At 64.6% G+C, this 23,919-nt stretch carries 18 protein-coding genes; 9 read left to right on the plus strand and 9 right to left on the minus strand.

Annotation, left to right across the window (positions count from 1 at the left end; genetic code table 11):
- Nucleotides 1-300 precede the first annotated feature (300 nt).
- Nucleotides 301-1,269 carry an L-histidine N(alpha)-methyltransferase gene (gene egtD / locus NCS58_RS20860; RefSeq protein ID WP_061119980.1) on the plus strand — a complete coding sequence of 323 codons (969 nt, stop codon included), beginning with the start codon at nucleotides 301-303 and terminating at the stop codon, nucleotides 1,267-1,269.
- Nucleotides 1,270-1,274: 5 nt separating this feature from the next.
- Here egtD and NCS58_RS20865 read toward each other — a convergent pair whose 3' ends face one another.
- The 5 genes from NCS58_RS20865 to NCS58_RS20885 are packed head-to-tail and all read right to left on the minus strand — an operon-like array spanning nucleotide 1,275 to nucleotide 7,391.
- Nucleotides 1,275-1,571, minus strand: a complete 297-nt coding sequence (locus tag NCS58_RS20865) for an acylphosphatase (protein WP_061119981.1) — start codon at nucleotides 1,569-1,571, stop codon at nucleotides 1,275-1,277.
- Between the two features lie 49 nt (nucleotides 1,572-1,620).
- Nucleotides 1,621-2,760 carry a hybrid sensor histidine kinase/response regulator gene (locus tag NCS58_RS20870; protein WP_061119982.1) on the minus strand — a complete coding sequence of 380 codons (1,140 nt, stop codon included), beginning with the start codon at nucleotides 2,758-2,760 and terminating at the stop codon, nucleotides 1,621-1,623.
- 25 nt (nucleotides 2,761-2,785) lie between these two features.
- Nucleotides 2,786-3,382 (minus strand): chemotaxis protein CheB, encoded by a 597-nt coding sequence (locus tag NCS58_RS20875; protein ID WP_061119983.1) that lies wholly within the window; start codon nucleotides 3,380-3,382, stop codon nucleotides 2,786-2,788.
- 2 nt (nucleotides 3,383-3,384) lie between these two features.
- On the minus strand, nucleotides 3,385-4,221 hold the full coding sequence (locus NCS58_RS20880; protein ID WP_061120047.1) for a protein-glutamate O-methyltransferase CheR: 837 nt from the start codon (nucleotides 4,219-4,221) through the stop codon (nucleotides 3,385-3,387).
- Nucleotides 4,222-4,238: 17 nt separating this feature from the next.
- Nucleotides 4,239-7,391 (minus strand): response regulator, encoded by a 3,153-nt coding sequence (locus NCS58_RS20885; protein ID WP_250538872.1) that lies wholly within the window; start codon nucleotides 7,389-7,391, stop codon nucleotides 4,239-4,241.
- 173 nt (nucleotides 7,392-7,564) lie between these two features.
- On the opposite strand from NCS58_RS20885, the gene hpnA reads away from it, so the two are divergent.
- From hpnA to NCS58_RS20900, 3 genes are all read left to right on the plus strand, one after another.
- Nucleotides 7,565-8,575: a hopanoid-associated sugar epimerase gene (gene hpnA / locus NCS58_RS20890; protein ID WP_061119985.1), complete on the plus strand. Its 1,011-nt coding sequence runs from the start codon at nucleotides 7,565-7,567 to the stop codon at nucleotides 8,573-8,575.
- A gap of 243 nt (nucleotides 8,576-8,818) precedes the next feature.
- Entirely contained in the window at nucleotides 8,819-11,065 is a 2,247-nt protein-coding gene (locus NCS58_RS20895) for an NADP-dependent isocitrate dehydrogenase (protein ID WP_061120048.1), read from the plus strand.
- Between the two features lie 229 nt (nucleotides 11,066-11,294).
- Nucleotides 11,295-11,825 (plus strand): hypothetical protein, encoded by a 531-nt coding sequence (locus NCS58_RS20900; RefSeq protein WP_061119986.1) that lies wholly within the window; start codon nucleotides 11,295-11,297, stop codon nucleotides 11,823-11,825.
- A 14-nt stretch (nucleotides 11,826-11,839) separates the two neighbouring features.
- Here NCS58_RS20900 and NCS58_RS20905 read toward each other — a convergent pair whose 3' ends face one another.
- The gene (locus tag NCS58_RS20905; RefSeq protein WP_061119987.1) at nucleotides 11,840-13,042 is read right to left on the minus strand and encodes a glycosyltransferase; all 1,203 of its coding nucleotides are present in this window, start codon (nucleotides 13,040-13,042) and stop codon (nucleotides 11,840-11,842) included.
- A gap of 390 nt (nucleotides 13,043-13,432) precedes the next feature.
- Here NCS58_RS20905 and ispH point away from each other — a divergent pair, with 390 nt between their 5' ends.
- Nucleotides 13,433-14,395, plus strand: coding sequence for a 4-hydroxy-3-methylbut-2-enyl diphosphate reductase (ispH, locus tag NCS58_RS20910; RefSeq protein WP_061119988.1), 963 nt, complete (start codon nucleotides 13,433-13,435; stop codon nucleotides 14,393-14,395).
- A 13-nt stretch (nucleotides 14,396-14,408) separates the two neighbouring features.
- Nucleotides 14,409-15,563 carry an adenosyl-hopene transferase HpnH gene (gene hpnH, locus NCS58_RS20915; protein ID WP_061119989.1) on the plus strand — a complete coding sequence of 385 codons (1,155 nt, stop codon included), beginning with the start codon at nucleotides 14,409-14,411 and terminating at the stop codon, nucleotides 15,561-15,563.
- Between the two features lie 237 nt (nucleotides 15,564-15,800).
- Here hpnH and NCS58_RS20920 read toward each other — a convergent pair whose 3' ends face one another.
- Nucleotides 15,801-15,995, minus strand: coding sequence for a YbdD/YjiX family protein (locus NCS58_RS20920; RefSeq protein ID WP_061119990.1), 195 nt, complete (start codon nucleotides 15,993-15,995; stop codon nucleotides 15,801-15,803).
- Nucleotides 15,996-16,004: 9 nt separating this feature from the next.
- Nucleotides 16,005-18,089: a carbon starvation CstA family protein gene (locus NCS58_RS20925; RefSeq protein ID WP_061119991.1), complete on the minus strand. Its 2,085-nt coding sequence runs from the start codon at nucleotides 18,087-18,089 to the stop codon at nucleotides 16,005-16,007.
- Nucleotides 18,090-18,237: 148 nt separating this feature from the next.
- On the opposite strand from NCS58_RS20925, the gene NCS58_RS20930 reads away from it, so the two are divergent.
- Both NCS58_RS20930 and NCS58_RS20935 read left to right on the plus strand, forming a co-directional pair.
- On the plus strand, nucleotides 18,238-19,665 hold the full coding sequence (locus tag NCS58_RS20930; protein WP_061119992.1) for a cache domain-containing protein: 1,428 nt from the start codon (nucleotides 18,238-18,240) through the stop codon (nucleotides 19,663-19,665).
- On the plus strand, nucleotides 19,655-20,293 hold the full coding sequence (locus NCS58_RS20935; protein WP_061119993.1) for a response regulator transcription factor: 639 nt from the start codon (nucleotides 19,655-19,657) through the stop codon (nucleotides 20,291-20,293). The genes NCS58_RS20930 and NCS58_RS20935 overlap by 11 nt, the downstream gene beginning before the upstream one ends.
- Before the next feature lie 43 nt (nucleotides 20,294-20,336).
- On the opposite strand, the gene NCS58_RS20940 is transcribed toward NCS58_RS20935, so the two are convergent.
- A complete protein-coding gene (locus NCS58_RS20940) occupies nucleotides 20,337-20,954 on the minus strand; it encodes a phospholipid-binding protein MlaC (RefSeq protein ID WP_061119994.1) in 618 nt (205 codons plus the stop codon).
- A 261-nt stretch (nucleotides 20,955-21,215) separates the two neighbouring features.
- Here NCS58_RS20940 and NCS58_RS20945 point away from each other — a divergent pair, with 261 nt between their 5' ends.
- Nucleotides 21,216-23,876 carry an MMPL family transporter gene (locus NCS58_RS20945; protein WP_061119995.1) on the plus strand — a complete coding sequence of 887 codons (2,661 nt, stop codon included), beginning with the start codon at nucleotides 21,216-21,218 and terminating at the stop codon, nucleotides 23,874-23,876.
- Nucleotides 23,877-23,919 lie beyond the last annotated feature (43 nt).

Here is a 23,919-nt window from a genome sequence, read left to right on the forward strand (position 1 = left end):
CACCATTTTCAAAACCCGCTTCAATCAGTTTCCCCGGACGTGCCCGCTTTTTGCTTCGTTCATGCTTCGCATTTCGGCGTGAACTCCACCGCATGATCGCTGTCACTTGCGGTTGTCTTTTGCCGGTCACGATGATCGGCGACCCTTGTCGGTCCGGCATTACTGCCGGTCCGGTCCTGAAGTCCGGGCGGCGCCCCGTACGAACACCTGCCGCTCACGTCATTGCATCCGCAGCAACACGCGCCGTGCCGTCACGTCGACGATGGCACGCGAAGAAAACGCCGCATCGATGGAGACGTCATGACTCAACCAGCCCTGTCGCCCCGCTTTTCCAACGCCTTTGCAGAGGCCGTGCACGTAGGACTCAGCAAGCGTCCGCAAAAAGAACTGCCTTCGATGTATCTGTATGACGAAGTGGGCTCGGCCCTCTTCGAAGTGATCACCGCGCTGCCCGAATACGGCGTGACGCGCGCCGAGGAGCGCGTGCTGAAGGATCACGCGGCGGACATCGTCGCGGCCATGCCGGGCGACATCCAGGTCGCCGAACTCGGCAGCGGCAGTGGCCGCAAGACGCGCCGCATTCTTGAGGCGCTGTGTAAAAAGCAGCCCACTGCTTACCATCCGATTGAAATTTCGCGCACCGCCTTGCAGTTGTGCCGTCGCGAATTGAGCGATATCGAGCGCGTGTCGATCGTCGGACACGAGCGCGATTACCTCGCGGGATTGTCGGAAGTCAGTTCGAAGCGCAAGGACGGCGAACGACTGCTCGTGCTGTTTCTCGGCAGCACCATCGGCAATTTCGCGCGGCTCGCGGCGACGAAGTTCCTGCGCTCGATTCGCGGCATGCTCCAGCCCGGCGACGCGCTGTTGCTCGGCACCGATCTCATCAAGCCGCTGCCGGTGCTCATCGCGGCGTATGACGACCCGATCGGCGTCACGGCCGCGTTCAATCTGAACATGCTCGCGCGCATCAATCGCGAACTCGCCGGCGACTTTCCGCTCGAAGCCTTCGAGCACGTCGCGCGTTTCAATCCGGATGCGCGCAGCATCGAAATGCACTTGCGGGCGAAGCGCGCGCTGTCCGTGCGCGTGCGCGGCGCGGACCTGCGCGTGGACTTCCGCGAAGGCGAGACGATCTGGACGGAAAGCAGCCACAAATACGCGGCCGATGAAGTCGCGCCGATCGCCGCCGATGCGGGCTTCGAATGCACGCATCAGTGGCGCGACGAGGAATGGCAGTTCGCGGAGAGCCTGCTGGTCGCGCGATGAACTAGCTAGTGCTGCTCGAAGCGCTCGTAGCGCTTCTCGATGTGGCGCTCTTCGCTGTGAAACTCGGTGACGCGGGCATGCGGCGGCCCGCGTCGCAGCCATTCGAGCATCAGGTCGACCTGATTGGCCGCGCCCTGCACGATGGCTTCGACGGAGCCGTCATCGAGATTGGCGACCCAGCCGCGCACGCCGAGCGCATGCGCCTTTCTCACCGTGTAGTGCCTGAAGCCGACGCCCTGCACGACGCCGCGCACACGCACGTAATAGGTTTCGATTCTCGTATCCAGATCCGGGCCCGGCATCGTGCTTTCTCCTTTCAGACGTCCATACGCCGCATTGTAGACACGCGCTTCAACTCAGACGGAAAGGTTGCGCCATGTCGGCGCGCTCGCCCGAACGCGGATGCGGCACGCGCGGCAGCGTCACTTCGAACACCGTGCCGGATTCGGCTGCCGAGCGTACCGTGACGTCGCCGCCGTGCATCTGCGCGATCTCGCGCGTGATGTAGAGCCCGAGCCCCAGGCCGCTCGATTCATGCTGGCGCTGGCCCGAGCGATACGGCGCGAAGATCGTCGGCAGGACGTCGGCGGGAATCTCGCCCGCGTTTTGCACGGTGATGGTCACATGGTCGGCGTTGCCGTCGAGGCGCACCTGGATCGCCGAGCCTTCCAGCCCGTGCTGCAGCGCATTGCCGATGAGATTCGAGAACACTTGCGAGAGCAGATCGCCGTCGCCTTGCAAGAGCGTATCGCCCTGACGCAGCACGAAGATGCGCCCTTTGCCGAAACGCGCCTCGTATTCATCGACGATATTCTTCGCGAGCGTCATCAACTCGACCGCACGCGGCTGCAAGGTGACGCGCCCGCCACGCAGACGCGCGAGATTGAGCAACTGATCGACCATGCGCACCATGCGCATGCCGCTCGACTTGATGCGCGTGCCGATGTTCGCGACGTTCTCGTCCTGCACGAAGCGCGCGAGATACTCCGCCGATGCGATCACCGCCGACAGCGGCGTGCGCAGATCGTGGCCGAGCACGGCCATCAGCATCTCGTTCGCATCGAGCAGTTGCTGCACGGTCGCGAGTTGCGTCGCGAGCTGCTGCTTCTGGCGCTCCATCTGGATGAATACATCGACCTTCGAATTGAGAATGCGCGAATCGAAGGGCTTGTAGAGAAAATCCACCGCGCCCGCTTCATAGCCGCGAAAGGTGCGGCTCGCGTCCTGCGCCGTCGCCGTCAGAAAGATGATCGGCACGTGCGCGGTGCGGGGGCTGCCACGCATCAGCTCGGCGAGTTCGAACCCGTCCATGCCGGGCATGTTGACGTCGAGAATCGCGAGCGCGACCTCGTGCTTGAGCAGAAGCTCGAGCGCGGCCGGTCCCGATTCGGCTTTCAGCACCGACAGATCCGGCCGCGCGAGCGACGCTTCGAGCGCGGTGATGTTATTGCGGATGTCGTCGACGATCAGCACGTGGATGGGTTGCGTCATCTGGTGACTCCTTGCCTTGCTTCTTTCATTGCCTGTAGCCGATGCATTGGGTGAGCCGCATCGCCATGTGATCCAGCGTGAGCACTTCGTTCACCGCGCCTTGCGCGATGGCCGCGAGCGGCATCGCGGGCGCGGTCGCCGTCGCCGGGTCCTGCGCCCAGCACGCGCCGCCCGCATCGCGGATCGCGCGTGCGCCGCGCGCGCCGTCGTCGTTCGCGCCCGACAGCACGATGCCGAGCAGGCGCTCGCCGTAAGCATGCGCCGCCGATTCGAACAGCACATCCACCGATGGCCGCGAAAAGCGCACGGGCGGATCGACGGACAGCGCGATCGCCGGCGTCGCGCCGCCTTCGGCCTCGACGAGCATGTGATAGCCCGGCGGCGCGAAATATACGGTGCCCGGCGCGATCTCGTCCTTGTCGAAAGGCTCCTCGATGGCAAGCTCGCAGCGCGAAGCGAACAATCCGGGCAAGAGGCTCGGCTGTCCGTGCCGCACATGCACCACGACGAGCACCGGCGGCGCGAACGCCTTCGGCAAGCCGGGCAGCAACTGATTGAGCGCCTCGACGCCGCCCGCCGATGCGCCGATCACGACTGCCCCGATGCGGTCCGCGTCGAACATCGTCACACCTTCTGATAAAGCCGCTCGCGCGGATTGAAGTCCGCGAAACGGTCTGCATACGTGGAAAAGCGCAGGCTCTCCTTGCTGCCGAGACCGAGGAACCCGCGCCGCACGAGCGAATCGCTGAAGAGGCCGAGGGCACGATCCTGTAGCGCGCGATCGAAATAGATCAGCACATTGCGGCACGACACCAGATGCGCTTCGAGAAACACGCTGTCCGTCGCGAGACTGTGATCCGCGAACACCACGCGCGACTTGAGCGTCTGCGAGAACTTCGCCGCGCCGTAGGCCGCGTGATAGTAGTCCGACAGCGAACGCTTGCCGCCCGCCGCCAGATAGTTCTGGCTGAAACCCGCCATGCGCTCCAGCGGATAAATGCCGCTTTCTGCCTGACGCAATGCCTCGGCGTTGATGTCGGTCGCGTAGAACACCGTGCGGTCCGCGATCTTTTCTTCGGCAAAGAGCACCGCGAGCGACCACAGCTCCTCGCCGCTGCTGCATCCCGCGACCCACACCTTGATCGACGGATAAGTCTGCAGAATAGGCACGACCTGCTCGCGGATCGCGCGGAAATACTGCGGGTCGCGGAACATCTCGCTCACCTGCACCGTGAGGTACTGAAAGAGCCGGGCGAACAGCGCCGGGTCTCGCAGAATGCGCTCCTGAAGATGCGAGAGCGTCGGCAGGCCGAAATCGTGCACGGCCTGCGCGAGCCTGCGCCTCAGCGAACTCACGGAGTAATGCCGGAAGTCGTGCTGATAGCGCAGGTAGATCGCTTCGAGTATCAGCTTCAGTTCGATGTCGAACGTCGCTTCTTCGTCGTGCCGGGCGTCATTCATCTGGGAGATGGGTCCGTTCATCGCTGGCGCAGCCATACGCGGCACAGCGACACGAGCTTATCCACATCGATGGGTTTGGATATGTAGTCGTCCGCACCCGCTTCGAGACATTTCTGGCGATCGCTCGGCATCGCCTTCGCCGTCAGCGCGATGATCGGCAGGCGCGCAAATTCCGCGCGCTTGCGGATTTCGGTCATCGCGGTGAGGCCGTCCATCTCGGGCATCATGACGTCCATCAGCACGAGGTCGATATCGCTGCGCCGCGCGAGCGCTTCGAGCGCCTCGCGTCCGTTGCGCGCGATTTCGAGCGTGGCGCCGAGCGGCTCGATCACGCGCGAGAGCGCGAAGATGTTGCGCACGTCGTCTTCCGCGAGCAGGATCGTGCGGCCCTCGAACACGTCGTCGCGCTGACGCGCCGCGCGCAGCATGCGCTGCTGCTCGGGCGGCAGCGCGCTTTCCACGCTATGCAGGAACAGCGTGACTTCGTCGAGCAGGCGCTCCGGCGATTTCGCTCCCTTGATGATGATCGATTTCGAGTATCGGCGCAGGCGCTGCTCCTCTTCCTGCGACAGCAGCCGTCCGGTATAGACGATGACGGGCGGCGACGCCTGCCCTCCGCCCGCCGACACGCGTTCGAGCAGTTCGTAGCCGGAGCCGTCGGGCAGCGCGAGATCCATCACGACGCAATCGAACGGCGCGCGCTGCATCTCCTCGATGGCCTCCGCGATCGATCCCGCCTCCACGATCCCGACCGTCTCGCTCGCGAGCAGCGCATGAATGCTCTGGCGCAGCGCCGGATCGTCCTCCACGACGAGCACGCGGCGCATGCCTTGCGCCGAGCGCGCTTCGAGCTTGCGGATGGCGCGGGCGAGATCGTCGCGCGCGCCCGGCTTCAGCGTGTAGCCGATCGCGCCCAGGTGCAGCGCGACGTCGGCGTGATCGGTCGCGGAGACGACGTGAATCGGGATGTGGCGCGTGAGCGGATCGTGCTTCAGCCATTCGAGCACCGTGAGACCCGACTGATCCGGCAAGCCGATGTCGAGCAGAATCCCGTTCGGCTGAAGCGAACGCGCGAGCTCGACGCCCTGCGTGGCGGTGGCAGCGTGCACGCAGTCGAAGTCGAGTTCGTGGGCGAGATCGTAGAGAATGCCGGCGAACGGCTGATCGTCCTCGATGACGAGAATCACGCGATCCGGACGCTTGCGGTCGGCGCGATCATCGGCGATGGCCATCGGCTCGGGCATCGCGACCGGTGCCTGAACGGGCGACGGCTGCACGGGCGGCGGCGCGGGTGCGGGTGCGGGTACGGACGCGGGCGCGGCGGCCGGCGCCGGCTCGCTCATCGTGCCGATCGTATCGAGCTTCGCGGTGACGGTGCCTTCGCGCACGGCGATAGGCAGCGTCACCGAAAATACGCTGCCCTGGCCGAGTTCGCTCGACACGGACACCGAGCCGCCGAGCAGGCGCGAGAACTCGCGCGAGATCGACAGCCCGAGGCCGCTGCCGCCGTACTTGCGGCTCGTCGTGCCGTCGGCTTGCTGGAAGGCCTGGAAAATCATGTCCTGCTTCTCGCGCGCGATGCCGATGCCCGTGTCGCGCACATCGAAGCGCAGCGCATTGTCGCCCGCGCGCTCGACCGCGACGGTCACCCGGCCGCGCTCGGTGAACTTGAACGCGTTGGACAGCAGATTGCGCAGCACTTGCAGCAGCCGCTGGCTGTCGGTGACGAAATACTGCGGCACGTTCTCGCCATGCTCCGTGACGAATTCCACACCCTTGCTCCCGGCGATGGGCGCGAAGGACTGCCGCAGCGTCTGCAAAATCGAATCGACGGACGTGGGCGCGAACTGCAGGTCCATCTGCCCCGCCTCGACCTTCGACAAATCGAGGATGTCGTTGATGAGCGAAAGCAGATCGCTGTTCGACGAATGGATCGTCGCCGCGTAGCGCACCTGTTCGTCGGTCAGGTTGCCTTGCTTGTTGTCCTGCAGGAGCTTCGCGAGGATCAGCGAACTGTTGAGCGGCGTGCGCAGTTCGTGCGACATGTTCGCGAGGAACTCCGACTTGTACTGGCTCGCGCGCTCCATTTCCAGTGCGTTCGCGGTCAGCTCCTGCTGCGCCTGCAGAAGCTCGGCCTTCTGCCGCTCCAGATGCTGCGTGTGCTCTTCGAGCTGGACATTGGTTTGTTCGAGTTCCGCCTGCTGCTGTTCGAGACGCGCCTGCGAATCCTGCAGCGCGCGGCCGCGCTCTTCGAGCTCCTCGTTCGAGACGCGCAGCTCTTCCTGCTGCACCTGTAATTCCTCGCTCTGGCGCTGCGTTTCTTCGAGCAGCTCGACGAGACGCGCGCGATAACGCGCCGAACGCAGCGCCATGCCGATCGGTTCCGACGCCTGCTCGAGCAGCGCGCGGGCATCGCCGAAACGTCCCTCGCTGCCGACGAAGCCGAGCTCGATCGCGCCGACGATATCGCCATCGGCAGAAAGCGGCGCAATCAGGACGCGCGACGCCGTCGCCGATCCGAGCGCGGAGCCGACTTTCAGATAATGCGAAGATGCGTCGCGCAGTTCGAGCACACGCGCTTCCTCGATCGCCTGGCCGATGAGCCCTTCGCCGCGCCCGATCCTGGCCGGCGCGCCGCCCTCGTCCGGCAGCGCCCAGGCCGCGACGCGCACGAGCACATCGCCTTCGAGCGCGTAGACGACGCCGACTTTCGCGTCCACATACGGAATGATCGAACGCAGAATGCTCACGCCGATCGAAGCCACTGACTGCTCGCCGCGCAGCTTGACGCCCGCCTGCACGATGCCCTGCTGCAGCCAGGTCGTGCGTTGTATGGCGAGCCGCGATTTGATATACAGATGCGCCACCGCCGCGAGCACGATCAGCACGACGATGCCCATCACGCGGTTGACCTGGAGCACCGCACTGCTCGTGCCGGGATCGCCTGTGGCGAGTGCGTAGCCTGCGATCATCAGCGCGGCCGATGCACCCGCGGTGACGATCGGCACCGACGGCCGGTCGGCCCAGACGCACAGCACGACCGGCAGCACGTAAAAGACCCAGATCGCGACGCGCATCGGCGTGAGCACATCGATGCTGAATACGACGGCGAGCGCGAGCGCGATGGCGAGATAAATCCAGGAGCGTAGTGTTTTAGAGTCTTGAGGCATCGTCCACCGGGTCTGTTCATGTTTTGCGCGGGTCTCGCGCCGGCAGCAGGCACGGACCTTAGCATGAGCCGCAAGCCCTTGTCACATCGGGCTTTGCAGCCGATCGGCGCATGCTTTCCCGCGCGGCAGTTGTTACGAAACACGGCCGCGCCAGCGTTTTTAACGAGGTAAGAATGACTGATTTTTCCGGCTCTCGCGTGCTCGTCACGGGCGCCTCGGGGTTCGTCGGGTCCGCGGTCGCACGGCTCGCCATCGAACGCGGTTTCGACGTGCGCGTGCTCGTGCGCAAGACCAGCCCGCGCAAGAACGTCGAATCGCTGAATGCGGAGATCGTCGTCGGCGACATGCGCGACGAAGCGTCGATGCGCGCGGCGCTCAAGGGCGTGCGCTTCCTGTTCCACGTCGCGGCCGATTACCGCATCTGGGCGCCCGACCCGAGCGAAATCGAGCGCGCGAATCTCGAAGGCACCGAGGCGACGATGCGCGCGGCGCTGGCCGAAGGCGTCGAGCGCATCGTTTATACCAGCAGCGTCGCGACCCTGAAGGTGACGAGTTCGGGCGTGATCGTCGACGAGACGAAGCCGTCGGACGCGGCAAGCACGATCGGCGCGTACAAGCGCAGCAAGGTGCTCGCCGAGCGCGCCGTGGAGCGCATGGTCGCGCGGAACGCGCTGCCCGCGGTGATCGTCAATCCGTCGACGCCGATCGGCCCGCGCGACGTGCGTCCGACACCGACCGGGCGCATCATCGTCGAAGCGGCGACGGGCAAGATTCCCGCCTTCGTCGATACGGGCCTGAATCTCGTCCATGTCGACGACGTCGCGAACGGACACTTCCTCGCGCTGGAACGTGGCAAGACCGGCGAGCGGTACATCCTCGGCGGCGAGAACCTGCCCTTGCAGCAGATGCTCGCGGACATCGCCGGATTCGTCGGGCGCAAGCCGCCGACCATCAGGCTGCCGCGCGGGCCGCTCTATCCGCTCGCGGTCGGCGCCGAACTGTTCGCCAAGGTGAGCGGCAAGGAGCCGTTCGTGACCGTCGATGCACTGCGCATGTCGAAGAACAAGATGTACTTCACATCGGCCAAGGCCGAACGCGTGCTGGGCTACAGCGCGCGGCCGTATCGGGAAGGATTGAAGGATGCGCTCGACTGGTTCCGGGCAAACGGGTATCTCGTCACGTGAAGCACCAAATCATTTCGTGAAACGTTCCGCGCGGCGCAATGGCGCGCCGGCGCGCAACTCTTGTATAAGACTTGAAAAAAGTTAAGTTATTGATATAGCACGATAAACGTCCGTTTTGGCCGTTCGCGCATGGCGAAATTCACACGCGCGCCTCGCAAAATCAGGCAGAATAGCGCTTTGTTGCCGGAGGGGTGCCGAGGCCGGCGGTTTTTTCCAACCTGTTTTCGGATGTCGAGACAAGCGATGAGTAATCAGCAACCCACCATCATCTACACCCTGACCGACGAAGCTCCGCTGCTCGCGACCAGCGCCTTTCTGCCGATCATCCGTGCATTCACCGCGCCGGCGGGCGTCAATGTCGCGACGAGCGACATCTCCGTCGCCGCGCGCATTCTGGGCGAATTCCCCGAATTCCTGACCGACGAGCAGAAGGTCCCCGACAACCTCGCCGAGCTCGGCCGCCTCACGCAGCTCGACGACACCAACATCATCAAGCTGCCGAACATCAGCGCGTCCTTGCACCAGTTGACGAGCGCGATCAAGGAACTCCAGTCGAAGGGCTACAAACTGCCCGACTATCCCGAAGAGCCGAAGAACGACGAAGAGAAAGCCATTCGCGCGCGCTATGGAAAGTGCCTCGGCTCGGCCGTGAACCCGGTGCTGCGCGAAGGCAACTCGGACCGCCGCGCGCCGCTCGCCGTGAAAAACTACGCGAAGAAGCATCCGCACAGCATGGGCGAGTGGAGCATGGCCTCGCGCACGCACGTCGCGCACATGAAGCACGGCGACTTCTATCACGGCGAAAAGTCGATCACGAACGACCGCGCCCGCGAAGTGCGCATGGAACTCGTCACGAAGCGCGGCGAAACCATCGTGCTCAAGCCGAAGGTCAAGCTGCAGGAAGGCGAGATCGTCGACAGCATGTTCATGAGCAAGAAGGCGCTCGTCGAATTCTACGAAGAGCAGATGGAAGACGCGCGCAAGACCGGCGTCATGCTGTCGCTGCACGTGAAGGCGACCATGATGAAGGTCTCGCACCCGATCGTCTTCGGCCACGCCGTGAAGGTGTTCTACAAGGACGCGTTCGCGAAGCACGCGAAGCTCTTCGAAGAGCTCGGCATCAATGTGAACAACGGCCTCGTCGATCTGTACACGAAGATCGAGGCGCTGCCGGAATCGCAGCGCGACGAAGTCATCCGCGACATGCACGCGTGCCACGAGCACCGCCCGGCGCTCGCGATGGTCGATTCGGCCAAGGGCATCTCGAACCTGCACGCGCCGAACGACGTGATCGTCGACGCTTCCATGCCCGCGATGATCCGCGCCGGCGGCAAGATGTGGGGCGCCGACGGCCGTCCGCAAGACACGAAGTGCCTGATTCCGGAAAGCACGTTCGCGCGCATCTATCAGGAAATCATCAATTTCTGCAAGACGAACGGCGCGTTCGATCCCAAGACCATGGGCACGGTGCCGAACGTCGGCCTGATGGCGCAGAAGGCCGAGGAGTACGGCTCGCACGACAAGACGTTCGAGATCGCGGAAGACGGCACGGCGCGTATCGTCGATAACGCGACGAACGAAGTCATCGAAGGGCTCACGCAGGAAGTCGAGAAGGGTGACATCTGGCGCATGTGCCTCGTGAAGGACGCGCCGATCCGGGACTGGGTGAAGCTCGCCGTCACGCGCGTGAAGAACTCGGGCACGCCGGCGGTGTTCTGGCTCGACCCGTATCGTCCGCACGAAGCCGAACTCATCAAGAAGGTCGAGACGTACCTGAAGGATTACGACACCACGGGCCTCGACATCCAGATCATGTCGCAGGTGCGCGCGATGCGTTACACGCTCGAGCGCGTGATTCGCGGCATGGACACGATCTCGGTCACCGGCAACATCCTGCGCGACTATCTGACCGACCTGTTCCCGATCATGGAACTCGGCACGAGCGCGAAGATGCTGTCGATCGTTCCGCTGATGGCGGGCGGCGGCCTGTACGAGACCGGCGCGGGCGGCTCGGCGCCGAAGCACGTGCAGCAGCTCGTGCAGGAGAACCACCTGCGCTGGGACTCGCTTGGCGAATTCCTCGCGCTGGCGGTGTCGCTCGAAGAGCTCGGCATCAAGAACGACAACGCGCGTGCGAAGCTCGTCGCGAAGGCGCTCGACGCCGCCACCGGCAAGCTGCTCGACAACAACAAGAGCCCGTCGCCGAAGACCGGCCAGCTCGACAATCGCGGCAGCCAGTTCTATCTCGCGATGTACTGGGCGCAAGAGCTCGCATCGCAGACGGACGACAAGGAACTCGCCGGACTGTTCGCGCCGCTCGCGAAGACGCTCGCCGAGAACGAGCAGAAGATCGTCGACGAACTCGCCGCCGTGCAGGGCAATGCGGCCGACATCGGCGGCTATTACAAGCCGGACGAGAAGAAGCTCGAAGCGGTGATGCGTCCGAGCAAGACGTTCAACGCCGCGCTCGCGCAAGTGCGCGCGCAGTAAAGCGCGGTACGGGCGCGTCATGCGCGCCCCGATCGACCGGCATCTCTTCGGGGATGCCGGTTTTGTTTTTGAGCCGCCGCATCGCACGATGCCGCCATCGGCATCGAAGAAATCTGTCGTGTAATCCGCACGCTCGGTGCAATTGGTTACAACCTGTGCCGACCTCGCCAAATTCGAGCGGGTAGAATCGTTGCCTCGCCGCCCGCTTGCCAGACACAGACACACTCGCATGAATCTACAAGACCAGCTCGGCGCGCTGGAGTCGAGCCTCGACACGCTCCTCCAGACCGCAGCCGCATCTGTCCGAACATCCGTTGAATCGACCGAAGCCGCGACGCCGTCCAGTGAAGTTTCGCCGGACGAACCGCCCGCGCTGGGCAACGTGCGCGAACCGGACGGTTCCGCTGCGCCCGCCGAACCGCCCGGCCTGAACGAGCCGCCCACGCTCGTCGTCTCGCGACCGGAGCGCAACGCGGTCGAAATGACGATTGCGGGCAAGACGGTGAAGCTGAGCCCGGAAGGCGTGTCGGAGCTGATCGAGCAATTGTCGAACGTGCGCGCGTCGATGACGGTGGAGCAGCCGACGGGCATCCCGCCCGGATGGCGCTTCGCGGCCACCAAAAATCCGGTCATGGCGACGCAGAAACACGCGAACGGCGACCGGCTGCTGGTCCTGCGTCACAGCGGCCACGGCTGGGTGCCGTTCACGTTTTCGCCGAACATGGTCATCGAGCTGTATGCCATGTTGACGAAGAAATAAGCGCGAACTGCCGCTTACGAACCCTCCTGAGTCGGCGCCTGCACGCGCGCCTTCCATTGCCCGCCCTTCCCGCTCCAGTAACGCACGGCCGAGCCGATCGTCGCGCTCACGTAGAACAACGCGACGAGCGGCAGGAGCGGCGCCCATAAGAGCGACCTGCCGTAATAGCGCAGCATCGGACCATAGGCGATGCACATGATCGCCCACGCGGCGCATGCGGGCCAGGCGCGCGCGCCGTAGACGAGCGCGAGCACCGGCGGCGCGAGATAGATCAGCGCCATGCCGAGCACCGTGCCGGCCAGCAGCAGCGGCGAATAGCGCAGTTGCGTGAACGCCGTGCGGGCGATCATGTTCCAGATATCGCGCCAGCTTTCGTAAGGACGCAGCGATTCGCTGCGCGCGGCGAGATCGAGCCGGATGGGTCGCGCGTCGTTGCGGCCCGCGCGATGCTTGATGCGCGCGGCGAGACTGCAATCGTCGATCAGTTCCTGACGGATCGATTCGATCCCGCCCGCCTCCACGAGCGCCGAGCGGCGCACGAGCATGCAGCCGCCCGCCGCGCCGGACGTCGGCTTCTTCACGTCGTTGACCCAGGCGAACGGATAGAGCTTCGCGAAGAAAAACACGAATGCCGGAATCAGCACCTTCTCCCAGAGCGAATCGCAACGCAGACGCACCATCAGCGAGACCAGATCGCGGTCTTCGAGAATCGTGCGCGCGACGAGTTGCGTCGCGGCATCGGCCGGATGATGGATGTCGGCGTCGGTCAGGAGCAGGAACTCGGCGGGCAGGCCAAGCGAATCGATCGCGCCGATGCCCTGCGACTGCGCCCACACCTTGCCCGACCAGCCCGGCGGCAGCGGCTGCGCGGTCAGCACGGTCAGACGATCTTCGAGCCCGAGATCGCGGGCGGCGGCGAGCGCGACGCTCGCGGTGCCGTCGGTGCTGTGGTCATCGACGACGATCACATGAAACGCGCCCGCGTAGTCCTGCTTCAGCAGCGAGCCAACCGCCCGCCCGATGACGTCGGCCTCGTTGCGCGCCGGTACGACGGCCACGAGCGCGGGCCATGCGCCGCGGCGCGCGATCTCCGCGTTGCCGACGGCGTGGACCGTCGTATCGGACAGCGCCGGCGCGGGTTCCGCGCGCCAGAAGCCGCCGCGTGCGAACAGCAGCACAATCCAGATCAAAAAAGACAGCCAGGCGATCAGTAGCATGAAATAAACGATTAGCTTGGAAACGGTGGCGCAGCCGGAAGGTGCGGTCGACGGCGCGTTGCGGGAAATAGACACGGATGAACGCCGTAGGGCGAACGCCCCGGACCGCATGACGGCAAGACGCGACAGTTTACTGGCTTCTCAAAATTGTCGTACTGACGCGCGCGACGGGCTGTGCAGTGAAGCGGCCATTGAGCACCCAAAAAGGGAACGGGTTAGAATACGCGGTCAACTTCGGCGCGCAGACCACAATCACCGTGTCTTTTTTTCCGGTCTGCTTTCCTGGCGCTCTCCTGACGTTTCCGAGACGTCACGAACGCCGAATCAACGGAAAGCGCGAGCTTCGCGCCGGCTATCCCGAAACCCGCGTCAGTCGGAGTTCGTTCGAATATGCGTATCATCCTTGCTCAACCCCGCGGCTTTTGTGCGGGCGTGGTCCGTGCGATCGAAATCGTCGATCGGGCCCTCGAACGGCATGGCGCGCCTGTCTATGTGCGTCACGAGATCGTTCACAACCGTCATGTCGTCGACAACCTGCGCAGCAAGGGTGCGCGTTTCGTCGAGGAACTGGATGAAGTGCCGCACGGCGCGGTCGCGATCTTCAGTGCGCACGGCGTCGCGCAGAGCGTCGAAAAGGATGCGCAGACGCGCGGGCTCGACGTGCTGGACGCCACTTGCCCGCTCGTCACGAAAGTTCATGTGCAGGGGCGGCAGTACGTATCGCAGGGACGCACGCTCATTCTGATCGGCCACGCGGGTCATCCGGAAGTCGAGGGCACGATCGGGCAGATTCCGGCCGAAGTCGTGCTGGTGCAGAGCGAGGCCGAAGTGGAAAAGATGACGCTCGCGCCGGACACGCCCGTCGCCTACGTCACGCAGACCACGCTTTCGGTCGATGACACGCGCGGCATCATCGATGCCTTGCAGCGCCGCTTCACGGATATCGTCGGCCCGGACACGCGCGACATCTGCTACGCGACGCAAAACCGCCAGGCCGCCGTGCGCGAGCTGTCGAGCCAGGTGGACGTGCTGCTCGTGGTCGGCGCGACCAACAGTTCCAATTCCAACCGCCTGCGGGAAATCGGCGCCGAGACCGGCGTTCCGAGCTACCTCGTCGCGGACGGTTCAGAGATCAAGCCGGAGTGGTTTGCCAATGTGCAGACGGTCGGCATCACCGCGGGCGCTTCGGCGCCCGAGGAAATGGTCAAACATGTGATCGATGCCCTGCGCGCGTTCGGAAACGTCGAAGTCACGACGATGAACGGCCGCGAGGAGAAGGTCGAATTCAAACTTCCCGCGAAGCTCACTCAGCCGGTCGCCGCCGTTGCGGCAACCGCGATTCGCGAAGAATAAGGAGAGGACGCAATTGTCTATCCCGATGCTCCAGAAGGCCCGCGTAGGCGCCTACATCTTCAAGCAGCACCTGACGGGCAACAAGCGTTACCCGCTCGCGCTGATGCTGGAACCGCTCTTCCGCTGCAATCTCGCCTGTAACGGCTGCGGCAAGATCGACTATCCGGATCCGATCCTGAACCAGCGCCTGTCGCTGGAAGAGTGTCTCGGCGCCGTCGACGAATGCGGGGCGCCGGTCGTGTCGATCGCGGGGGGCGAGCCTTTGTTGCACAAGGAAATGCCGCAGATCGTGAAGGGCATCATGGCGCGCAAGAAGTTCGTGTATCTCTGCACGAACGCGCTGCTGATGGAAAAGAAGATGGACGATTACGAGCCGAGCCCGTACTTCGTCTGGTCGGTGCACCTCGACGGCGACCGCGAGGCGCACGATCACTCGGTTTCGCAGCCGGGCACCTACGACAAGGCCGTCGCCGCCATCAAGGAAGCGAAGCGCCGCGGCTTTCGCGTAAACATCAACTGCACGCTGTTCAACGATGCCGAACCCGAGCGCGTCGCGAAGTTCTTCGACACGCTCGGCCCGATCGGCGTCGATGGCATCACCGTCTCGCCGGGCTACGCGTATGAGCGCGCGCCGGATCAGCAGCACTTCCTGAATCGCGAAAAGACCAAGAATCTGTTCCGCGAAATCTTCAAGCGCGGCAACAACGGCAAGAACTGGTCGTTCAGCCAGTCCACGCTGTTCCTCGACTTCCTCGCGGGCAACCAGACGTATCAGTGCACGCCGTGGGGCAACCCGGCACGCACGGTGTTCGGTTGGCAAAAGCCCTGCTATCTGGTCGGCGAAGGTTACGTGAAGACCTTCAAGGAACTGATGGAAACCACCGACTGGGACAAGTACGGCACCGGCAAGTACGAAAAGTGCGCGGACTGCATGGTCCACTGCGGCTTCGAGGCGACGGCCGTGATGGATACGGTGGCGCATCCGCTCAAGGCCGCGAAGATCGCCCTTTCGGGTCCGCGCACGACGGGCGCATTCGCCAAGGACCTGCCGATCGACAAGCAGCGTCCGGCCGAATACGTGTTCTCGAAGCACGTCGAAATCAAGCTGGAAGAGATCGGCCGCATGCAGAAGAACAAGGGTTCGAAGACGGCGGCGGCGGTGAACTGAGGCGCTTATCGGACGTTTGGAAATGCGAAGGGCGGGTGACTTGGGTCACCCGCCCTTTTTGCTTTCATGTTCGCCGCCCTTGATCTTTGAGGGCCTCCCGATCATCTACGGCGACGGGTTCCATCGGATCGGCAACGCTTCGAGCGGCGAGATCGAACATTGCCATTTCTACACGCACAAAAAACGCGACGGCTCTCGCCGTCGCGTTCTCGTCAACCACTGCTAAGCCGCATCAGCTCAGCAGCACTTCCCCGCTCCCGATCCGTACCTCGCCTCCTGACGCTCACGGAAAAACTCCGCATAGCTCATCATCGGCTTGTCGGGATGCGTCGTCTGCATGTGCGTGACATAAGCGTCGTAATCAGGCATTCCGACCATCAGACGCATCGTCTGGCCGAGATAGCGTCCTGCTTGCCGAAGATCGGTGAACATCGTGCGCTCCTAGTGGCCCGAACGAACCGCTGCGCCCGCGCCGGCGGGCATCGCCTCGAATGGCGTCTCGCGCACCGTCGGCTTCGTTTCGCGACGCGCGCGCAACACGGCCAGCACGCCGTACACCGCGATGCTCACCACCACGAAGATGAACAACCCGGCAAGCGCCGCATCGACGTAATCGTTGAAGATGATGCGCTGCATCTCCGCGAGCGACTTCGCCGGCGCCATCACCTTGCCCGCGTCGTACGCGTCCTTCAGCTTGCCCGCGTGCGCGAGGAAGCCGACCTTCGGATTCGCGTCGAAAATCTTCTGCCAGCCGGCCGTCAACGTGCAGATGAGCAGCCAGATCGTCGGCACGAGCGTGACCCACGCGTAGCGCTCGCGCTTCATCTTGAACAGCACGACGGTGCCGAGCATCAGCGCGATGCCCGCGAGCATCTGATTCGAGATGCCGAAGAGCGGCCACAGCGTGTTGATGCCGCCGAACGGATCGACCACGCCCTGATACAGGAAGTAGCCCCACGCGGCGACGCACAGGCCCGTCGCGATGAGGTTGGCCGGAAGCGACTCCGTGCGGCGCAGCGCCGGATGGAACGTGCCGAGCAGATCCTGCAGCATGAAGCGGCCGGCGCGCGTGCCCGCATCGACCGCGGTCAGGATGAAGAGCGCTTCGAACAGAATGGCGAAGTGATACCAGAACGCCATCATCGCCGGGCCGCCGATCACCTGATGAAGAATTTGCGCCATGCCGACCGCGAGCGTCGGCGCGCCGCCGGCACGCGCCACGATGGTCGTCTCGCCGACCGCCTTCGCCGTCGCCGTCAGCATGTCCGGCGTCAGCGCGAAGCCCCAGCTCGAGACGGTCTGCGCGACCGCTTCGGGCGTCGAGCCGAGCAGCGCGGCGGGGCTGTTCATCGCGAAGTACACGCCCGGCTCGATCACGCAGGCGGCGACGAGCGCCATGATCGCGACGAACGACTCCATCAGCATCGCGCCATAACCGATGAAGCGCATGTTGACTTCGTTATCGATCATCTTGGGCGTCGTGCCCGACGAGATGAGCGCATGGAAGCCCGACACCGCGCCGCACGCGATCGTGATGAACAGGAACGGGAACAGGTTGCCCGACCACACCGGCCCGCTGCCATCGACAAACTTGGTGAACGCCGGCATCTTCAGTTCGGGCGCGACGATCAGAATGCCGACCGCGAGACCCAGAATCGTGCCGATCTTGAGGAAAGTCGACAGATAATCGCGCGGCGCGAGCAGCAGCCACACCGGCAGCACCGACGCGACGAAACCGTAGCCGATCAGGATCCACACGAGCTGCACGCCGGTGAACGTGAAATACGGCGCGAACGTCGCCGATTCCGCGACCTGGCCGCCGTACACGATCGCGAGCATCAGGCCGATGAAACCGATGATCGACACCTCGCCGATGCGCCCCGGACGGATGTAGCGCGTATAGACGCCCATGAAGAGCGCGATCGGAATGGTCGCCGCGACGGTGAACGTGCCCCACGGCGAATTGGTCAGCGCTTTGACGACGATCAGCGCGAGCACCGCGAGAATGATCACCATGATGAGGAACGCGCCGAAAAGCGCGATCACGCCGGGCACGGTGCCCAGCTCCATCTTGATGAGATCGCCGAGCGAGCGGCCGTCGCGTCGCGTCGAGATGAACAGGATGACGAAATCCTGCACCGCGCCCGCGAACACCACACCGGCGAGTATCCACAGCATGCCGGGCGTGTAGCCCATCTGCGCGGCCAGCACAGGGCCTACCAGCGGGCCCGCGCCCGCGATCGCGGCGAAGTGATGGCCGAAGAGCACGTACTTGTTCGTCGGCACGTAGTCGAGGCCATCGTTATGACGAACGGCCGGCGTCATGCGCAGGCCGTCGAGTTGCAGCACTTTCGCCGCAACGAAGCGCGAATAGAACCGATAAGCGATGAGATAGACGCAGACCGCCGCGATGACGATCCACAGTGCGCTGATACGCTCGCCGTGCGCGAGTGCAATGGTGCCGAATGCGAACGCGCCCAATAGCGCGAGCGCGATCCAGACCAGGAATCCGGAAGCCCGATTCATGGCGTCTCCTTAGTTATTGACCCGTCAGGTCGATGGATGCGCCGTGATAGCGCATTGGGCGGTAGTATTCGCTTTCGCCCGGGCGCTTACAAGCGCATAACTACGTATGCGTACTACGTGGCTTCACGTAGCGGAAAACCCTGTATCAATGAATCTCAAGGCAAAGATCTTCCTGCTTGCGATCGTGCCGTTCGCGCTGGCGATCGGTGGAATCACCTACGGTGTACGCCAGCAGGCGCAGTCGCTCGCGCAGGCGCAGCACGAGACGACGCAGGCCGCCTACATGGCGAGCAAGGAGATCGAGCTGCGGCATTACGTCGAGATCGCGAAGAGCGCGATCGCGCCATACTATGATGCTCCCGCGACCGACCCGCGCAGCGACGACGAACGCCGCCGCCTCGCGCTCGACGCGCTGCAGCGGCTCGATTTCGGACAGGACGGCTACTTTTTCGTCTACACGATGCACGGCACATCGCTCATGCATCCGCGCCAGCCGGATCTCGTCGGACGCGACCTCTGGCTGATGCGCGACCCGAACGGCGCGCTGACCATTCAGGAACTCATCGAACAGGCATCGAAAGGCGGCGGCTACGTCCGGTACGTCTGGCGGCGGCCGTCCACCGGACTGATCGCGCCCAAGCTCGGTTACGTGGTGCCGCTCGAGCGCTGGGGCTGGATGATGGGCACGGGCATCTATCTGGAGGATGTCGAGACGACGCTTGCGCGCATCGACTCGCAGGCGGCCACGAATATCGAGCGCACGCTGATGTGGATCGGCGCGATCGCGCTCGCCGGGCTCGCGATCATCGCGGTGTGCGGCGCGGTGCTCAACATCAGCGAGCATCGAAGCGCCGATGCGAAGCTGAAGCGCCTCGCGCGGCAAGTGGTGGATTCGCAGGAACAGGAACGCGCGCGGCTCTCGCGCGAGTTGCACGACGGCATCAGCCAGATGCTCGTCTCGGTGAAGCTGCTGCTCGAATCGGCGCTCGCGCGTTTCGAGCATGGCACGGCGCGCGAGCCGACCGCGGAGGCCGCGCTCGCGACGAGCCTCGGACGTCTCTCGGGCACGCTGCGCGAAGTGCGCCGCATCTCGCATGCGCTGCGCCCCGCGATGCTCGACGACCTCGGTCTCGCCGCGGCGCTGGAGCAGCTCGTGCGCGAATTCGACGGCCAGGACGGCATCGAGGCGCGCTTCGAATCGATGGACGACGGCAAGCCCTGTGCGACGCAGCGCACGACGCTGCCCGATCCCGTCAACACCGTGCTCTTTCGCATCGCGCAGGAAGCGCTGACCAACATCGCGCGGCACGCGCAGGCATCGCGCGCGGTGATCACGCTCGATATCGCCGCGCACGCCGTCACGCTCGACATCACCGACAACGGCCGCGGCTTCGACGCGCATGGCGCGCTCTCCGATCCGGCGAGCGGCGTCGGACTGCGCAACATGCGCGAGCGGCTCGACACGCTCGGCGGCACGCTGGCGATCGGCTCGCAACTCGGCCGCACGTCGATCACCGCGAGCGTGCCGCTGCCGCTCGCCGCACCCAATCTTCAAGGACTTACCGATGAGCGCTGAACCCGCCCGCATCATTCTCGTGGACGATCACCCGCTCGTGCGCGACGGCTTGCGCGCCCGACTCGACTCCGTGCCGCGTCTTTGCGTGACCGGCGAGGCGGGCAACGCAAAAGAAGCGCTCGCGCTCGCCGCCGACGAATCGAATCCGCCCGATCTCGCGCTGATGGACGTCGGCATGGCGGGCATGAGCGGCATCGAGCTGGCGGCGCTTTTTCACGAGCGGCATCCGGGCATCCGCGTGCTGATGCTGTCGATGCACGACAACGTGGAGTACGTGAAGCAGGCGGTGCGCGCGGGCGCGAGCGGCTACGTGCTGAAGGATTCGCCCGCCGCGGAGATCCTTCAGGCGATCGACGCGGTGCTCGCCGGAAAGACCTTTTTCAGCGCCGGGCTCGCCGCACGCATGATTCAGGCACAGTCGATGCAGACGCCGCTCGAACGCCTGACGCCGCGTGAGCGCGACGTCCTCGACGCGCTGGCCGAGGGCTTATCGAGCAAGCAGATCGCGCAGCAGCACGGGCTGTCGGTGCGCACGGTGGAAACGCATCGCCTGAATTTGAAGCGCAAACTGGATATCGACGGACAGGCCGAGCTGATCAAGTTCGCGGTGGAGCACCGCCGAACGTGACGCCCGGCCTCGGCGGAAGACACGAAGCGCGACGAGACGCGACTCAGCCTGCGGACCGGGCGTTGTGCTCGGAAAGGAATTTGATGAGGCCGTCGACGCCGCCCTTTTGCAACTGGCCGGCGAATTGTTGCTGGTAGACCTGGATGAGCCACGCGCCCATCATGTCGATGTCGTAGATTTTCCAGCCCTGCGGCGTCTTCTCCAGACGATAGCGCACGGGGTTGTCGCCGCCCGTGGAAATGACGTGCGATTCGACCACTGTGTCTTTCGTGTTGGCATCGATGTTGGGCGCATCGAACTTGAACTTCACGTCCTGATCGCGCAATTGCGAGAGCGAGGCCGCATACGTGCGAACCAGAAGCGTTTGGAACTGGTCGTAAAGCTGCTTTTGCTGCTCGGGCGTGGCGCTCGCCCAGGCCTTGCCCACCGCGATGCGCGTGGTGCGCTGGAAGTCGGTAGCGGGCAGGAAGCGCGTTTCGACGAGCTGCGTGATCTTCGCCATGTCGCCGCCGCGCGCCTGCGGGTCGGCCTTCATCGCGTTGACAGTGCCTTCGACGGCGCTCTTCACGACGGCATCGGGACTCGTTTGTGCGAGTGCCTCGCCCGCGAAGGACAGCGAGGCTAGGAGGAAAGCGAAGCAAATAGACAGATAGCGTTTCATGGCACCCGTTCTCTAATCAGGTTTGGTGGCGCGGGTTGTGCGGCCTTCGGACATTGCAGCGGCGGCCAGCTGGCTGCGAGGTCAGTATATCGACACCGCCGCGCCGCAACAGTTCAAGCATGGAGTGTTGCGGTGCGCCCGGTATACTTGCGCGGCTTCCCACGTCGTTTCATGGAGTGATCCGGATCCCGGCGGTCGGCATCATGCAATTCGCGCGTTCGCACGCACAAAAGATAACAGGGCACACCAGGTAGCGTCTTCATGCTGACGTCCAACATTACTCGCTTCGTCACCCTCGCCATCCGCCGGCCGGCGTGGATTATCGCCGTTTCGCTGCTGCTCGGCGTGCTCTCCACGATTTATGTCGTCCATCACTTCAGAATCAGCACCGATGTCAGCCAGCTGATCGAGACGGAGCCCGAGTGGGCTGCGCGCAGCAAGGCGATCGACGCGGCGTTTCCGCAGCGCGGCGCGGCGCTGCTGATCGTCGTTCAGGCGCCGGCGCAGGAATTCGCCGATGCCGCCGCGAACGAGCTCGCCGCCGCGCTCGCGAAAGAGCCGGAGCGCTTCAGGTCGGTGTCGCAGCCCGAGGGCGGCGCGTTCTTCGAGCACAACGGCCTGCTCTATCTGCCGACGGACAAGGTCGAACAGGTCACGAAGCAGCTCGTAGAGGCGCGCCCGCTCATCAACACGCTCGCGCACGACCCGACGCTCACCGGCCTCGCGCAGACCCTCAACACGACGCTCAATCTGCCGCTGACGCTCGGACAGGTCAGCCTCGGCCAGATGGCGGGTCTGCTCGGCAGGAGCGCGGCCGTGCTCGACCGCGTGCTCGCGAATCAGCCCGCCGCATTCTCCTGGCGCGGCCTCGCGGATTCGCCAAACAGCGCGGCGCCCGGGCGTGCGTTCGTCACCGTGTTGCCGGAACTGAACTTCAATGCGCTGAAGGCGGCGGCGGGGACATCGGAAGAGATTCGCGCGAAGGCCGCCGAGCTCGGCATCGACAAAAAGTATGGGGCGACGCTGCATCTGACGGGCGCACAGCCGCTCGCCGACGAGGAATTCGCATCCGTGCAGGACGGCGCCGTGCTCAATGGCGCCCTGACCTTCCTCGTCGTGCTGATGATCCTCTGGGTCGCGCTGCGCTCGAAGCGCATGATCCTCGCGGTGTTCATCACGCTCTTCGTCGGGCTCGCGATCACCGCCGCGCTCGGCCTCATGATGGTCCACGCGCTCAACATGATCTCGGTCGCGTTCATGGTGCTGTTCGTCGGCCTGGGCGTGGACTTCGGCATCCAGTTCGGCGTGAAGTATCGCGAGGAGCGTTACCGGCACAAGCGGCTCGACGTCTCGCTCGCGGAAACCGCGCGCCATGTCGCCGTGCCGCTCACGCTCGCCGCCGCCGCGACCGCCGCGAGCTTCTTCTCGTTTCTGCCGACCGCGTATCGCGGCGTCTCGGAGCTGGGGCTGATCGCGGGCGTCGGCATGTTCGTGGCCTACGCGACCAACATGACGCTGTTGCCCGCGCTCATCAAAGTGTTCGCGCCGCCGGGCGAAGCGCAGTCACCGGGCTTTCCGGTGCTCGCGCCCGTCGACGAGTTCCTCGACCGGCATCGCAAGCCGGTGCTCATCGGCACGCTCGTGGTCGTCATCGGCGCGCTGCCGCTGCTCTTCGATCTGCGCTTCGACTTCAATCCGCTGCATCTGAAAGACCCGCATACCGAGTCGATGGCGACGCTCATCGCGCTCAAGGACTCGCCGGAAGGCGCGGTGAACGATGTCGCGGTGCTCGCGCCCTCGCTCGCCGACGCCGACGGCATCGCGGCGAAACTGCGGAAACTGCCGGAAGTCGGGAGCGCGACGACGCTCTCCTCGCTCATCCCGTCCGATCAGCCGAAGAAACTCGAGCTCATCAAGGCCGCCGCCGATCAACTGCTGCCCGCGCTCGATCAGCAGACGGCAGCGCCCGTGACGGACGCCGTGCGCGTCGCGGCGCTCAAACGCGTGTCGAACCAGCTTTCGCTCGCCGCCGACGAGCATCCCGGCCCCGGCGACAAGGAAGCGAAGCATCTTTCGGAGACGCTCGCAAAGCTGGCGCAAGCCGACGCCGCGACGCGCGACCGCGCCGAGCACGCGATGGCCGAGCCGCTGCGCCTCGCGCTCGCGCAGTTGCGCGCGCTCCTGACGCCTGCGGAAATCACGCGCGACACGCTGCCGCCGCAGATGGTCGCGTCGTTCGTGACGCCGCAGGGCGAAGCGCTCGTCGACATCGCGCCGAGGATCCCGCCCGGGGTCGATCCCAACGACGACGCGCTCCTCGCCCGCTTCGCCGACGCAGTGCAGAAGGCCGCGCCCGACGCGATCGGCGGGCCGATTTCCGTGCGCCATTCGGCGGAGACGATCATCAAGGCGTTCGAGCAGGCGGCGCTCTACTCGCTCATCGCGATCGCCGTGCTGCTGTGGATCGCGCTGCGCCGTTTTGGCGACGTTTTGAGAACTTTGGTACCGTTGCTCGTCTCCGCGATCGTCACGCTGGAACTGTGCGTCGTCTTCAGGATGCCGCTCAACTTCGCGAACATCATCGCGCTGCCGCTGATGCTGGGCGTCGGCGTGGCGTTCAAGATCTATTTCGTGATGGCGTGGCGTTCCGGGCAGACGCGGTTGCTTCAGTCCAGCCTCACGCATGCCGTTATGTTCAGTGCGGCCACGACGGCGACGGCGTTCGGAAGCCTGTGGTTCTCTCATCATCCGGGCACGTCCAGCATGGGGCGGCTGCTGGCGCTGTCGCTCTTTTGCACGCTCATCGGCGCGGTGGTCTTCCAGCCCGTCCTGATGGGCAAACCGCGCAAGGTGCGCGCGGCCGCCCGCGCGAAGCTCAGGGCGGCGCAACGACATGACAACCTAAGAGGAATTGAAGAATGAAGTGGGGATCGACGGCTGTGACCGCTCGTGCACTGCGCAGATT

Origin of the sequence: Caballeronia sp. INML3B (assembly GCF_023631305.1) — a bacterium.
Taxonomy (GTDB): Bacteria; Pseudomonadota; Gammaproteobacteria; order Burkholderiales; family Burkholderiaceae; genus Caballeronia; species Caballeronia turbans.